The sequence below is a fragment of the Microlunatus kandeliicorticis genome, from assembly GCF_014137855.1.
Classification (GTDB): Bacteria; Actinomycetota; Actinomycetes; order Propionibacteriales; family Propionibacteriaceae; genus Microlunatus; species Microlunatus kandeliicorticis.
This window is the reverse complement of record NZ_JACGWT010000005.1, coordinates 66,216-80,205: the sequence shown is the minus strand read 5'-3', so window position 1 is coordinate 80,205 and position 13,990 is coordinate 66,216. Positions and strand designations below refer to the sequence as shown.

9 protein-coding genes are annotated in these 13,990 nt (G+C 73.3%); 6 read left to right on the top strand and 3 right to left on the bottom strand.

Translation table 11 applies throughout. The annotated features are described in order from the left end of the window. Positions 1-17: 17 nt before the first annotated feature. From hrpA to FHX74_RS15010, 4 genes are all read left to right on the top strand, one after another. Positions 18-4,061 carry an ATP-dependent RNA helicase HrpA gene (gene hrpA, locus FHX74_RS15025; protein WP_407941489.1) on the top strand — a complete coding sequence of 1,348 codons (4,044 nt, stop codon included), beginning with the start codon at positions 18-20 and terminating at the stop codon, positions 4,059-4,061. Positions 4,062-4,133: 72 nt separating this feature from the next. Next, a complete protein-coding gene (locus FHX74_RS15020; RefSeq protein ID WP_182561022.1) occupies positions 4,134-5,051 on the top strand; it encodes a proteasome assembly chaperone family protein in 918 nt (305 codons plus the stop codon). A gap of 54 nt (positions 5,052-5,105) precedes the next feature. Beyond that, positions 5,106-5,978 carry an acyl-CoA thioesterase gene (locus tag FHX74_RS15015; RefSeq protein ID WP_182561021.1) on the top strand — a complete coding sequence of 291 codons (873 nt, stop codon included), beginning with the start codon at positions 5,106-5,108 and terminating at the stop codon, positions 5,976-5,978. A 146-nt stretch (positions 5,979-6,124) separates the two neighbouring features. Next, positions 6,125-7,273: a LacI family DNA-binding transcriptional regulator gene (locus FHX74_RS15010; RefSeq protein ID WP_182561020.1), complete on the top strand. Its 1,149-nt coding sequence runs from the start codon at positions 6,125-6,127 to the stop codon at positions 7,271-7,273. 185 nt (positions 7,274-7,458) lie between these two features. On the opposite strand, the gene FHX74_RS15005 is transcribed toward FHX74_RS15010, so the two are convergent. The 3 genes from FHX74_RS15005 to FHX74_RS14995 all read right to left on the bottom strand — a co-directional run bounded on the left by FHX74_RS15005 (position 7,459) and on the right by FHX74_RS14995 (position 11,808). Next, positions 7,459-8,418: a sigma-70 family RNA polymerase sigma factor gene (locus FHX74_RS15005; protein WP_407941488.1), complete on the bottom strand. Its 960-nt coding sequence runs from the start codon at positions 8,416-8,418 to the stop codon at positions 7,459-7,461. 270 nt (positions 8,419-8,688) lie between these two features. Then, on the bottom strand, positions 8,689-10,935 hold the full coding sequence (locus FHX74_RS15000) for a S9 family peptidase (protein ID WP_182561018.1): 2,247 nt from the start codon (positions 10,933-10,935) through the stop codon (positions 8,689-8,691). 24 nt (positions 10,936-10,959) lie between these two features. After that, positions 10,960-11,808 (bottom strand): thioesterase family protein, encoded by an 849-nt coding sequence (locus tag FHX74_RS14995; protein WP_220484046.1) that lies wholly within the window; start codon positions 11,806-11,808, stop codon positions 10,960-10,962. Between the two features lie 85 nt (positions 11,809-11,893). On the opposite strand from FHX74_RS14995, the gene FHX74_RS14990 reads away from it, so the two are divergent. Next, positions 11,894-13,372, top strand: coding sequence for a glutamate--cysteine ligase family protein (locus tag FHX74_RS14990; protein WP_182561016.1), 1,479 nt, complete (start codon positions 11,894-11,896; stop codon positions 13,370-13,372). Continuing rightward, on the top strand, positions 13,369-13,782 hold the full coding sequence (locus FHX74_RS14985; protein WP_328823848.1) for a universal stress protein: 414 nt from the start codon (positions 13,369-13,371) through the stop codon (positions 13,780-13,782). Before FHX74_RS14990 ends, FHX74_RS14985 begins: the two co-directional genes overlap by 4 nt. Positions 13,783-13,990: the final 208 nt, after the last annotated feature.

Below are 13,990 nucleotides of genomic sequence, written 5' to 3'. Positions count from 1 at the left end.
TCGATAGAGTGGACCGAGTGCCAGCGACCGTGACCTCCGAGCCGGCTCCGGCGGCGCGCCCGGACGAGGACGTCGCCGTCGGGGTGGATCTTTCGCTGCCGCCTGAGCTGCCGATCAGCGGGCGGGCCGACGACATCGCCGAGGCCGTCGCCGGCCACCAGGTGGTGGTGGTCGCGGGCGAGACCGGGTCGGGCAAGACCACCCAGCTGCCCAAGATCTGTCTGCGGCTCGGCCGGGGCCGGATCGGGCACACCCAGCCGCGCCGGATCGCCGCGCGCAGCGTCGCCGAACGGCTGGCCGCCGAGACCCGTACCGAGCTGGGCGCCCTGGTCGGCTACCAGGTCCGCTTCACCCGCAAGGCCTCGGCGCGGACCCGGGTCAAGGTGATGACCGACGGCGTGCTGCTGGCCGAGATCTCCCACGACCGCGACCTGCGCCGCTACGACACGATCATCATCGACGAGGCGCATGAGCGCAGCCTCAACATCGACTTCCTGCTCGGCTACCTCAAGCAGCTGCTGCCGCGCCGGCCCGACCTCAAGCTGATCATCACCTCGGCGACCATCGACACCGCCCGGTTCGCCGAGCACTTCGCCGACGCCGACGGGAACCCGGCGCCGATCATCGCGGTGTCCGGGCGCAGCTATCCGGTCGAGATCCGCTACCGGCCGCCCGAGCCCGAGACCGACCAGGTCGACGGGATCTGTGCCGCCGTCGAGGAGCTGGTCACCGAGCTCGACGGCGACGTGCTGGTCTTCCTCTCCGGCGAACGGGAGATCCGTGACGCGGCCGAGGCGGTCGCGGCGATGAACCTGCCGAGGACCGAGGTGCTCCCGCTCTACGCCCGGCTTTCCGCGGCCGAGCAGCACCGGGTCTTCAGCAGCCACACCGGACGGCGGATCGTGCTGTCCACCAACGTCGCGGAGACCTCGCTGACCGTGCCGGGCATCCGCGCGGTGGTCGACACCGGCACCGCGCGGATCTCGCGCTACTCGGCCCGCACCAAGGTGCAGCGGCTGCCCATCGAGCCGGTCTCCCAGGCCTCGGCCAACCAGCGCGCGGGCCGCTGCGGCCGGCTCGGGCCGGGCGTCTGCATCCGGCTCTACGCCGAGGACGACTTCGTCGGACGCCCCGAGTTCACCGAGCCGGAGATCCTGCGGACCAACCTGGCCTCGGTGATCCTCCAGATGACCGCCGCCGGGCTGGGGGAGATCGCCTCGTTCCCGTTCGTCGAGGCGCCCGACTCGGCGCAGATCGCCGACGGGCTGCGGCTGCTCGACGAGCTCGGCGCGGTCCGCGACGCCCGCGAGCAGCGGCCGCGGCTCACCGCGGTCGGCCGCCGGCTGGCCGGCATCCCGCTCGACCCGCGGATGGGCCGGATGCTGCTGGCCGGCGAGCGCCAGGGGTGTCTGACCGAGATGCTGGTGATCGTCGCCGGGCTCAGCGTCCAGGACCCGCGCGAGCGCCCGGCCGAGCACCAGCAGGCCGCCGACGCCGCGCACCGCCGGTTCTGGGCGCCGCTGGCCTCGCCCGACGCCCCGGATCCGACCGGGGCGGCCGGGGCAGCCGGGCCGAGGGGGACCACGCAGGGCACGGCATCGGATCCCGGCCGGGCCGACGAACCCAAGCGGCGGCAGCGCGACGGTGCCCCCGACGCCGCGCCCGAGTCCGACGGCAGCGACTTCCTGGCCCTCCTGCGGCTCTGGGACTATCTGCGCGGCCGGCAGCGCGAGCTCTCGGGCAACGCGTTCCGGCGGATGTGCCGCGACGAGTTCCTGCACTTCCTGCGGATACGCGAGTGGCAGGACCTGCACGGCCAGCTCCGCCAGATCGCCAAGGACCTCGGCCTCAACCGCAACGACACCCCGGCGGCCGCCGACCGGATCCACACCGCGATCCTCACCGGTCTGCTGTCCCAGGTCGGGCTCGCCGACCTGCGCGAGGAGAAGCGCGGTCGCCACGCCGGCCCGGGGGCGCCGAAGGGGCGCCGCAACCGGCCGGGGCCCCGGGAGTACCTGGGCGCTCGCGGCACGAAGTTCGCGATCAACCCCGGCTCGAGCGTCGCACGGACCCAGCCGCCGCTGGTGATGGCCGCCGAGATCGTCGAGACCTCGCGGTTGTGGGCCCGGACAGTCGCGGGGATCGACGTCGGGCAGATCGAGGAGGTCGGCGCGCACCTGCTCAAACGGCACTACTCCGAGCCGGCCTGGTCCTCGCGGTCGGGCTCGGTGCTGGCCCACGAGACGGTCACCCTGCTGGGCATCCCGATCGTGGCCGGCCGCCGGGTCGGGTACGGCACCATCGACCCGGTCGTCTCGCGCGAGATCTTCCTCCGCTCCGCACTGGTCGAGGGCGACTGGCGCACGCGGCACCACTTCTTCGCCCGCAACCAGGCGCTCCGCGCCGAGATCGAGGGGCTCGAGGAGCGGGTCCGGCGCCGCGACGTGCTGGTCGACGACCAGGTGATCTACGACTTCTACGACGCCCGGGTGCCGGTGGGGATCGTCTCGGCCGCCCACTTCGACCGCTGGTGGCGCGACGAGCGCCGGACCCACCCCGACCTGCTCGACCTGTCCGAGGACGACCTGGTCGCCGCCGACGGCACCGCGGTCCGGGCCGCCGACTTCCCGGACCGCTGGACGGTCGGCACCGGTGCGGCGGCCGTCGACCTCGAGGTGCGCTACGTGTTCGCTCCCGGCACCGAGGAGGACGGCGTCAGCCTCGAGGTCCCGCTCCCGGTGCTCGGCCGGCTCGACCCGGACGTCTTCGGCTGGCAGGTCCCGGGCTTCCGGTCCGAGCTGGCCACCGAGCTGATCCGCGGTCTCCCCAAGCAGCTCCGGACCGCGTTCGTCCCCGCCCCCGAGTACGCCCGCCGGGCGCTGGCCCGGATCCGCAGCGAGGCTCCCGACCCGTTCGGGCGGACCGCCGGGGCCGGCTCGTTCCCGGCTGCGCTCGGTCGGGCGCTGCGGGCCGAGACCGGGGTCGCGGTGCCCGAGGACGCCTGGCGTCCCGACGAGCTGCCCGACCACCTGCGCCCGACCTTCGTGGTCCGCGAACGCGGCGACGTCGTCGGCGAGGGCAAGGACCTGGCCGCGCTCCAGCAGCGACTGCTCGCCCGGTCGGTCCGCAGCCTCAACGCCGCCGCGTCGTCCTGGACGCGGCAGGGCCAGACCGCCTGGACCTTCGGGGTCGTCCCGCGCCGGGTCGAGCTCGACCGGGAGACCGGCCGCGGCGCCTCGGCCGCCGTCCCCGGCTTCCCGCACCTGGTCGACGAGGGCGGAACGGTCGGGCTGGCGCTGGCCACCGGGCAGGATGCCGCCGACCGGGCCCACCGGCGCGGACTGGTCCGGCTGGTCACCCTGACCGCGCCCGACCCGACCCGCTGGGCGGTCTCGCACATGAGCAACCAGACCAAGCTGGCGCTGGGCACCAGCCCCTACCCGGGCGTCCCGCAGCTGCTGGCCGACGCCCGGTTCGCCGCCACCGCCGGACTGGTCGACCGGCACGCCGGACCCGACGGCCCGGCGGGCGTCCGCGACCCCGAGACGTTCGCCCGGCTGGTCGACCGGGTCCGTGCCGAGCAGGCCGACGCGATGAAGCAGGTCGTCGACCTGGCCGGCGAGACGCTCGCCGCCTGGCAGCAGCTGCGGCTGGCGCTCCCCGCGGCCCGCCGGTCCGGGCACCCGGCCGCGGTGGCCGCCGCCGACGACGTCACCGAGCAGCTGGCCAACCTGGTCTTCGACCGGTTCTGTTCGGTCACCGGACCGGACCGGCTGGCCGACCTGCCGCGCTATCTCCGCGCCGCCCAGCTGCGGCTGGAGGCGCTGCCGGCCCGGCCCGGCAAGGACGCCGAGGCGCTCGAGCTGGTGCTCGGGTGCGAGGACGCCTACGCCGAGCTCTGCGCCGCCCAGCCGCCGGGCCCACTGCCGGCCGCGGTGGAGGAGATCGGCTGGCTGATCGAGGAGCTGCGGGTCAGCCTCTTCGCCCAGTCGCTCCGCACCCGGCAGCCGGTGTCGGTGAAGCGGGTGCGGACCGCGATCGCCGAGCTGGCCCGGCGCTGACGGCTGGGCTGACCGTCCCGCCCGGCGCGCACAGGGCGTCGGCTCCACCGCGGGTCGCATAGATTGGCGGGCATGTTGGACCCGCGGCAGCTCTACACCCTCCGAGAGGACGTGGCGGCCCGGATGGCCGGTCACCGGCCGGTGCTGCTGCACCAGCTCGACGGTTTCGTCGACGCCGGCGCGGCGGGCCGCGGTCTGAGCGCCCACCTGCTCGAGCACCTCGACCACGAGGTGCTCGCCGTCTTCGACCACGACCAGCTGCACGACTACCGCAGCCGCCGGCCGGCGATGACCTTCGACACCGACCAGTGGCGCTCCTACGCCGACCTCGAGCTGAAGCTGCACCGGATGACCGACCGGCAGGGCGAGGTGTTCCTGCTGCTCACCGGGCCCGAGCCCGACGTCCAGTGGGAGCGGATGACCAGCGCGGTGATCGGGCTGATCGAGCAGTTCGACGTCCGGCTCACCCTCGCCGTGCACGGCATCCCGATGGCCGTCCCGCACACCCGCCCGATCACCTTCACCGCGCACGGCACCGACCCCGAGCTGGTCTCGAACTACCGCAGCTGGATCGACCGGGTCGAGGTGCCGGGCAGCTTCCAGGCGTTGCTCGAGTTCCGGCTCGGCCAGCAGGACCGCAAGGCGATGGGGCTGGCCGCGCACGTGCCGCACTACCTGGCCCAGGCCACCTTCCCGGAGGCCAGCCTGACCATGGGCAACGCCTTGGCCACCGTGACCGGGCTGTCGATCGACCTGGCCCCGCTCGAGCACGCCTCGGCCGAGAACCTGCGCGAGATCGCCGGCGAGGTCGCGGCGTCGACCGAGGTGCAGGAGCTCGTCGCCCAACTCGAGCAGACCTACGACGCGGTGCAGAACGAGGGTCCCGGGCAGGTCCCCAGCGCCGACGAGATCGGTGCGGAGTTTGAGCGCTTCCTCGCCCAGCACAGTCGCGACCAGGACAAGGAGGACCCGGGCCGCGACACCGACTGACCGCCCGGCTCCCGGCCCGGCACCGACGCGCCCGCGTCCGGCAGACTGCGGGGCATGCCGCAGACGCTGGACGAACTGGTCGCCCTGCTCGACCTCGAGGAGATCGAGATCGGTCTGTTCCGCGCCCGGCAACCCGACTCGCAGCTGCAGCGCGCCTTCGGTGGCCAGGTGCTCGCCCAGGCGCTGGTCGCCGCGGCCCGGACCGCCCCGGCGGACCGGTCGGTGCACTCGCTGCACGGCTACTTCCTGCTGCCCGGGCGGACCGACCTGCCGATCGTCTACGACGTCGAGACGGTCCGCGACGGCGGCTCGTTCAGTTCGCGACGGGTGGTCGCCCGGCAGGCCGGCAAGGTGATCTTCTACCTGTCGAGCTCGTTCCACCGCTCCGAACCGGGCTTCGAGCACGCCGACCCGGTCCCCGACGGCGTGCCGGCCCCCGAGGACTGTCCGCGGCTGTCCGACGTGCTCGCCGCCGCGTCCGGCCGCTCGCGGGGGCTGTGGGAGCACGAGTGGGGCGCGCTCGACGTCCGGTTCGTGGGCGACTCGCGTCCCGGCGGCGAGCTGGCGGACCCGCGGCACCCGGCCCGGGCCCGGTTCTGGCTGCGGGTGGACGGTGACCTCGGCCCTGATCCGGTGCTCCAGCGGGCCTGTCTGGCCTACGCCAGCGACCTGACGCTGCTGTCGGCCTCGGTGGTGCCGCACGGGGTGCTGATCGGCACCCGCGAGGTCCAGGCGGCCTCGCTCGACCACGCGCTGTGGTTCCACCGGCCGTTCCGGGCGGACGCCTGGCTGCTCTACGACCAGGTCTCGCCGTCGGCCTCGAACGGTCTCGGGCTGTCGACCGCGCGGCTGTTCCAGGACGGCGCCCTGGTCGCCGACGTCGCCCAGGAGGGGCTGATCCGGCCGACGCCGTCCGGCCGCGGCTGAGCCGGATCCCGCGGACGGACCGATCGCGCCGGATCGGGACGGCACCCGCATCCAGACTGAGGGCCACCGAAGAGTCGACGTACCAAACGGTGAATCCCTGGTCGGTGAGCGTGCCACGGGACCCGTCGGGAACTAGGCTCGCCGCCATGGTCACGATGCAGGACGTCGCCAACCGCGCCGGCGTCTCGCTCAAGACGGTGTCCAACGTGGTCAACGGCTTCCCCTCGATCCGTCCGAGCACGCGGGAACGCGTCGAGCGGGCGCTCGCCGACCTCGGCTATCGTCCCAACATGGCCGCTCGCAGCCTCGCGGGCGGTCGCACCGGCCTGCTCGCGCTGATGATCCCGGACATCGACAGCACCTACTACGGCCGGCTGACCAGTCACCTGATCCGGGCCGCGCGCGCCGAGGACCTGACGGTGATGATCCAGCAGGCCGGGCGGACCGTCCCCGGTGAGCTCGAGACCCTCGGCAGCCTGCGCCGGCACTTCGTCGACGGCATGATCGGCAACACCATGGCGCTCAAGGACCGCCCGATCCGCGAGCGGATGGGCCCGCTGCCGCTGGTGATGATGGGCATCCGCTGGGACGACGAGGACCGAGTCTTCGACCACGTCCACATCGACGCCGAGGGCGCTGGCGCCGACGGCATCGAGCACCTGCTCGGGCTCGGCCGCAGCCGGATCGCCCTGCTGGGGCGCCGTGAGCCGGCGATCGCCCCCACCGACACCCGGCTCCGCGGCGTCGAGTCCGCGCTCGCGGCAAAGGGCCTGCGCGGGATCTACGGCCGGGTCGGCACCTACTCGCGCCCGCACGGCTACCAGGCGATGACCCAGCTGCTGGCCGACGACCCGGAGATCGACGCGGTCTTCTGCTTCAACGACGACCTCGCGGTCGGGGCGATGGCGGCCATCCAGGACGCCGGCAAGCGGGTCCCCGAGGACGTCGCCGTGCTCGGCTTCGACGACACCGCGATGGCGAAGTTCACCAACCCATCGCTGAGCTCGATCCACTTCGACATGACCCTGCTGGCCGGCGAGGCGGTGCGGCTGCTGGTCGCGGCGATCCGGCGGCAGTCCGACGGCGAGACCGAGGGCTACGAGCCGCAGGACGTGGTGATCCCGCACACGCTGCGGGTGCGGGGGAGCACCGTGGCCGGTGCCGACCGCGGGCTCGACCAGCCCGACGAGAACGAGGGTGCCGAGATCGAGCTCGACAGCTATCTGCGCGAGCACCCCGACTGGCGCGAGGACCTCGCCGCCGACGACCAGGCCCGCGGCCGCGACCACAGCTGATCGGGCACTGCCCGTCGGCTGAGCTTGTCGAAGCCCCCGGCGCGCTTCGACCAGCTCAGCGCGCGTGGCGGCCATCCGCGGGCTGAGCCTGTCGAAGCCCCCGGGAACGCCGAAGGCCGGCGACCGGGAGTCTCCTCCGGGTCGCCGGCCTCCGATGACCAGCGGGGCAGGGTGCCCCGTGCGGCTCAGGCCGCCAGCACGCTCTTGCTGCGGAGCTTGGCGATCGCGTGCCGCTCGATCTGGCGCACCCGCTCGGCGGTGATGCCCCAGATGGCGCCGATGTCGGCCAGCTTGGCCTGCCGGCCGTCGACCAGCCCGTAGCGGCGGCGCACCACGTCGGCCGACCGCTCGTCGAGCTCGTCGAGCAGCGCGTCCAGCCGGGCGTGCTCCTCGGCGTCCAGGAACACCTCGTCCGGCCCGGGAGCCGGCTCGCGGGCGATCAGGTCACCCAGTGCGGTGTCGCCGTCCTCCTCGACCGGGGCGTCCAGGCTGACGTGGTCACGCCCGTAACGCATCAGGTCGAGCACCCGGTCGGCGTCGACGCCCATCTCCGCGGCGATCTCCTCGAGCTCCGGGTCGCGACCGAGGCGGCGCTCCAGCGTCCGGCGCACCGCGCCGACCTGGTTGACCTGCTCGGCGACGTGCACCGGGAGCCGGACGATCCGCCCCTGCTGGGCGATCCCGCGGCTGATCGACTGCCGAACCCACCAGGTGCCGTAGGTGGAGAACTTGAACCCCTTGGTGTAGTCGAACTTCTCGACCGCCCGGATCAGCCCGGTGTTCCCCTCCTGCACCAGGTCGAGCAGCGGCATCTGCGCCCGCCCGTACTTGCGGGCCACCGAGACGACCAGCCGCAGGTTCGCGGTGACGAACCGCTGCTGGGCCTGCCGGCCCTGCTCGATCAGCTCGTCGAGCTCGTCGGCGGTCGGACGCTTGGCGCGCCGCCCGCGCTCGGCCGAGGTGACCTCGCCGGAGCGGATCTTCTCCGCGTACAGACCGACCTCGATCGCCTTGGCCAGGTCGACCTCTTCCTCCGCGGTCAGCAGAGGGGTCTTGGCGATGCCGTCCAGATAAAGACCGACCGCATCCTTGCCCTCGATGCCGTCGTTCACACGCTTGCTCGAACTTCTCGTAACCGCAACCACAGTCGGGCCCCTTCCGTTGCCTCCGACTTGTGCAACGTCCCGACCGCCGGGAAGGATTCCGCCGGACCCCTGAAGAATCCCTGAGCCAGGACCCTGACACCCGGGGTCCGTCGCCGGCCGGCGCGGACGTGGTGTGGTGGGGTCCCGGCGTGCGTCCGCCGGGCGAGATCGTCGCCGGGACGTCGACGGTCGTCGCCGTCCCACCCTCTCTTCGGAGCGCACCCGGCCCGCGGACGCAGCGGGCCGCCCCGGCCTCTCAGCCGGGGTGCCTCAGCGCTCCGAGGGTGCGGTCTGGCTGATCAGCCAGGCGTACTCGAAGGCCACCTCGCGCCAGCCGCGGTAGCGCCCGCTGACCCCGCCGTGCCCGGCGTCCATCTCGGTCTTGAGCAGGATCGGCCGGCCCGACGCGTCGTCGGCGGCGTTGGTGGCCGTGCGCCGCAGCTCGGCCACCCACTTGGCCGGCTCGCAGAACAGCACCCGGGTGTCGTTGAGGCTGGTGGTGGCCAGGATCGCCGGGTACTGCGTCGGCGCGACGTTCTCGTAGGGCGCGTAGGACTTCATGTAGGCGTAGACCTCGGGGTCGTGCAACGGGTCGCCCCACTCCTCCCACTCGATCACGGTGAGCGGCAGCTCCGGGTCGAGGATCGTGGTCAGGTTGTCGACGAACGGGACGGCGGCGTGGATGGCCCGGAAGGTGGTCGGCGCCAGGTTGGCCACCGCACCCATCAGCAGCCCGCCGGCGCTGCCGCCGCGGGCGGCCAGCCGGTCGGCGCTGGTCCAGCCGTCGGCGATCAGCTGCTCGGCGCAGGCGATGAAGTCGGTGAAGGTGTTCCGCTTGGTCAGGGTGCGGCCCTGCTCGTACCAGGACCGCCCGAGCTCGCCGCCGCCGCGGATGTGCGCGATCGCGTAGACGTAGCCGCGGTCGAGCAGCGACAGCCGCGCGGTGCTGAACTCCGGGTCGATCGACACCTCGTAGGACCCGTAGCCGTAGAGCACCGCGGGCGCGCTGCCGTCACGGGGGACCGACCGGTGGGCGACCACCGAGATCGGCACCCGGGTGCCGTCCGGGGCGGTGGCCCAGATCCGCTCCTGGCGGTAGTCCTCCGGGCGGTACGGGCCGTGATGGGGGTGGTCGAGCACCGGGGTCTGCTTGCGGAGCAGCAGCGCGCCGTCGGCGAAGCGGTAGTCGTAGACGGTCGGCGGGGTCACCAGCGAGGAGTAGCTGAGCCGCACGTCCGGGGTGTCGTAGGTGAGGGCGCCCTCGGAGCCGACCGTGTGCACCGGCTCGTCGAAGGCGATGTCGTGGCCCTCGCCGAGGTCGCCGTGCTCGTCGCGCGGGATGACGTGCAGCGCGGTCAGCCCGTCGCGGCGCAGGCTCACCACCACGTGCCGGGCGTAGGCCTCGACACCGAGCAGCCGCACGCCGGGGACGTGCTCGAGCACGGTCCGCCACTGGCTGCGGTCGGTCGCCTCGAGCGGGGCCTCGGAGAGCATGAAGTCGGTGGCGCCGTCGTTGTGGACGACCAGCAGCCGGTCCCCGGCCACCTCGACGCTGTACTCGACGCCCTGGGTCCGCGGCGCGATCACCCGCGGGGTGCCCTCCGGGTCGTCGGTGGCGAGGATCGCGTACTCGCTGGTCAGCTTGGAGGCGCTGCCGAACAGCAACCAGCGGTCGTCGCGGCTGCTCTCGACGCCGAGCCAGTAGCGCTCGTCGGGTTCGCTCCAGACCAGCGGGTCGGCGGTCGGGTCGGTGCCCAGCCGGTGCCGGAGCACCTGGTACGGACGCCAGGCGCTGTCGGTGCGGGTGTAGAAGAGGTGCTCGTTGCCCGCCCACTCCGCACCGTAGAAGGTGTCCGGGACGACGTCGGGCAGCAGCTGCCCGCTGGTCAGGTCGCGGACCCGGAGGGTGAACCGCTCGTCGCCGCTGCGGTCGACGGCGAAGGCGAGCCGGGTGCCGTCCGGGGAGACGCTGAAGGTGCCGATGGAGAAGAAGGCCGCCTCGCCGTCCTCGGCGTTGCCGTCCAGCAGCACCTCCTCACCGGGGATCCCGGCCTCGAGATCGGGGGGAGTGGCGCGGTCCTCGGCGGGCGCCCGGCAGTACAGCCGGTACTCCTCGCCCTCGCGGGTGCGGGTGTAGTACCAGTAGCCGCGCTGGGTGGGGGTGCCGTCCGGGCCGGGGGTCTCGTGCTCGCCGTACTGCGGGACGGTCAGGTCGGTCTCGCGGGTGCGGGTGCGGATGTCGGTGAAGATGGCCTCGCGGAGCTCGGCCTGGTCGGCGGTCTGTGCCTCGGTCCAGGCGTTCTCGGCGTTCAGGTGGGCCAGGACGTCGGGGTCGGTGCTGTCGCGGAGCCACTCGAAGTCGTCGACGAGGACGTCGCCGTGGTGCACCCGTTCGGTCGGGCGGACGTCGGCCTGCGGGGGTCCGGCCGGCCGGGCCGGGTCGGTGCTGCTGCCGCTGCTCGCGGGCGCGGTCTCGGTGAGGCTGCGGCGGGTGTCGTCCGGTCCGGTCTGGGGCACCGGCCCACTCTAGTTTCGCGCCCCTCAGCCGAGGGGGCGGAGGGTGAGGATCTGCTCGGCCCGCCCGAGCGCACCGTCCCGGTCGTACAGCGTGCTCGAGGTCAGCCCGACGCCTTCCGGCCCGAGCAGCGCGTCCGTCTCGAGTCCCACCCAGCGCCGGCCCTCGGCGTCCGGCGCGAAACCCGGCGACCGGACCAGGTGGACCGTCAGGTCGGTGTTGGGGAACGCCCACCGCCGCGGGTCCAGCCGCGCGTTGATCCCGTTGGCGGTGTCGACCAGCCCGAGGTAGCCCGCGAGCGGATCGGCCTCGGCGTCGGCCAGCAGCGGCACCGCGGTCCCGATCCAGGCCCGGACGCGGCCGTCGACGCCGGGGGCCCGGCGGACCTCGACCGAGTCGATGTAGCCGCCCGGCCAGCGGCCGCGGGCGTCCCACGGCTCGCTGTCCGCCGGGTCGGGCAGCCGCGCGGCGTCGTCGATCGTGGTGGCGATGCCGGTGGTGTCGCCGCGGAGCAGCCGCCAGCCGGTGGCCCGGACCGCGACCCGGTCGGCCACCGCCAGCTCGGCCGCGACCAGCTCGATGGTCCGCCCGGCCCGCAGGGTGCGGACGCTGACCGTGGTCTCGGCGGCGCCGATCACGCCGAGGATGTCGTAGGAGATCCGGCACAGCTGCAGCTCGGGCCGGGGCCGGTGGCTGAGCAGGCAGTGGGCGAGCAGCCCGGACACCGGCGCCATGTGCTGCTCGTCGTCGCGCCAGGCGCCCTGGACGTGCCCGCTCGGCTCGAACCGGAACGTCGCAGGGTCGGCGGGCGCACGGTCGGAGGGCGCGGGGCCGGGGGTCAGCGAGCGGTAGTAGCCGTCGAACGCAGCGAGCACGCCGGTGACCCTAGCCATCCCCGCCCGTGTCCGCGCCGGGACGGACACGCAGACAGCCGGGTCCCGGGTGCGCCAGGATGTCGCCATGGGTGAAGAGGTCGACGCTCGGCAGTTCACCAGGGCCGACCGCAAGCTGCACCGGGAGAAGGTGCGGCGCGGGCTCGACGTGCTGGCCCGGATGCTGACCGAGTCGCGGTTCGACTTCGAGCGGCCGATGGCCGGGCTGGAGATCGAGCTCAACCTGGTCGACACCGACGGCAACCCGGCGATGCGCAACGTCGAGGTGCTCGACGCGATCGCCGACCCGCAGTTCCAGACCGAGCTCGGCCGGTTCAACATCGAGATCAACGTCGCACCGCGGCAGCTGTCCGAGGCCGGCTTCTCCTCCTTCGAGACCTCGGTGCGGGCCGCGCTGAACGCGGCCAGCGAGCGGGCCGAGGAGATCGGCGCCCGGCTGGTGACCATCGGCATCCTGCCGACCCTGCACCCCGAGCACGTGTCGGTGGACAACGTCAGCGAGAACCCGCGGTACTCGTTGCTCGACCAGCAGATCTTCGCCGCCCGCGGCGAGGACCTCGAGATCGTCATCGACGGCCACGAGCGGCTGCACATGGTCTCCGACACGATCATGCCGGAGGCCGCGTGCACCTCGACCCAGGTGCACCTGCAGGTCAGTCCGGACGACTTCGCGCCCTACTGGAACGCCGCCCAGGCGATCGCCGGCGTGCAGCTGGCGGTCGGGGCCAACAGCCCGTTCCTGTTCGGCCGCCACCTGGTCGCCGAGTCGCGGATCCCGTTGTTCGAGCAGGCCACCGACACCCGCAGCGACGAGCTCAAGGCGCAGGGCGTCCGGCCCCGGGTGTGGTTCGGCGAGCGGTGGGTGACCTCGATCTTCGACCTGTTCGAGGAGAACTCCACCTACTTCCCCGCGCTGCTCCCGATCAGCACCGACGAGGACCCCGAGGCGGTGCTCGAGGCCGGCGGCACGCCGCGGCTCGACGAGCTCCGGCTGCACAACGGCACCGTCTACCGCTGGAACCGCCCGGTGTACGACATCAGTGACGCCTCGCCGCACCTGCGGGTCGAGAACCGGGTGCTGCCGGCCGGGCCGACGGTGGTGGACACCATGGCGAACGCCGCCTTCTTCGCCGGGCTGGTCCGGGCGCTGGCCGCCGAGGACCGGCCGATCTGGTCGCGGATGTCGTTCTCGGCGGCCGCGGAGAACTTCGCCGCCGGCGTCCGCTCGGGCATCGACGCCGAGGTCTACTGGCCCGACGTGGGGCAGGTGCGGGCCACCGAGTTGGTGGTCCGGCGGCTGCTGCCGAAAGCGGCCGAGGGGCTCCGCCAGTGGGGGGTCGAGCAGTCCGAGATCGACCGGCTGCTGGGGATCGTCGAGCAGCGCTGCCTGCGCTCGGCCAACGGGGCCACCTGGCAGGTGGCCGAGGTCGAGCGCCGCGAGCGGGCCGGCGCGGGCCGGCGTGAGGCGCTGCGTGGCATGCTCTCCCGATACCTGGAGCTGATGCACACCAACGAGCCCGTCCACACCTGGGAGGCCATCTCGTGAGCGAGTCGACCGACACCGCACCGACGAGCGCCGAGACGAGCGCCGGCGGGCCGACGATCATCGTGGGGTACACGCCGAAGCCCGAGGGACACGCCGCGCTCGAGCGGGCCGAGGCCGAGGCTCGGCTGCGCGGCGCCCGGCTGATCGTGGTCAACACCGCCGGCGAGGACGAGCCCGACGACCTGCAGAGCCGGCTGGCCGACTCCCCGGTGCCCGCCGAGGTGCGCCGTCCGAGCGATCCGCTCGACCCGGCCGAGGAGCTGATCAGCGCGGCGGAGGAGACCGACGCCGAATTCATCGTCATCGGTCTGCGCAAGCGTTCGCCGCTCGGCAAGCTCCTGCTCGGCAGCAATGCGCAGCGGGTGCTGCTCGACGCCGGCTGCCCGGTGCTCGCGGTCAAGGCCCGCTGAGCCCGGTCCCGCGCTGGTCAGGCGGTCCGGTGCCCGGCCGCCGTTTTCGCCGGACCCGGCGCTTGGAGCACAATGCTCCGGCGCGTCGTTCGGGGAGGCCTTTTCCTTGCCTTGGCCGGCCGTGTCAGAATACCTTTCGGAGCACCACTTGACTTCCGCCTGGTGCACCCTGCCCTGAATCTGAACATCACTGCGCGAGAGGTTGTTT

Coding starts and splice junctions, on each gene's coding strand:
- FHX74_RS15015 (WP_182561021.1), top strand. CDS start 5,106: ATGCCGCAGACGCTGGACGAACTGGTCGCCCTGCTCGACCTCGAGGAG.
- FHX74_RS14990 (WP_182561016.1), top strand. CDS start 11,894: ATGGGTGAAGAGGTCGACGCTCGGCAGTTCACCAGGGCCGACCGCAAG.
- FHX74_RS15020 (WP_182561022.1), top strand. CDS start 4,134: ATGTTGGACCCGCGGCAGCTCTACACCCTCCGAGAGGACGTGGCGGCC.
- FHX74_RS15010 (WP_182561020.1), top strand. CDS start 6,125: ATGGTCACGATGCAGGACGTCGCCAACCGCGCCGGCGTCTCGCTCAAG.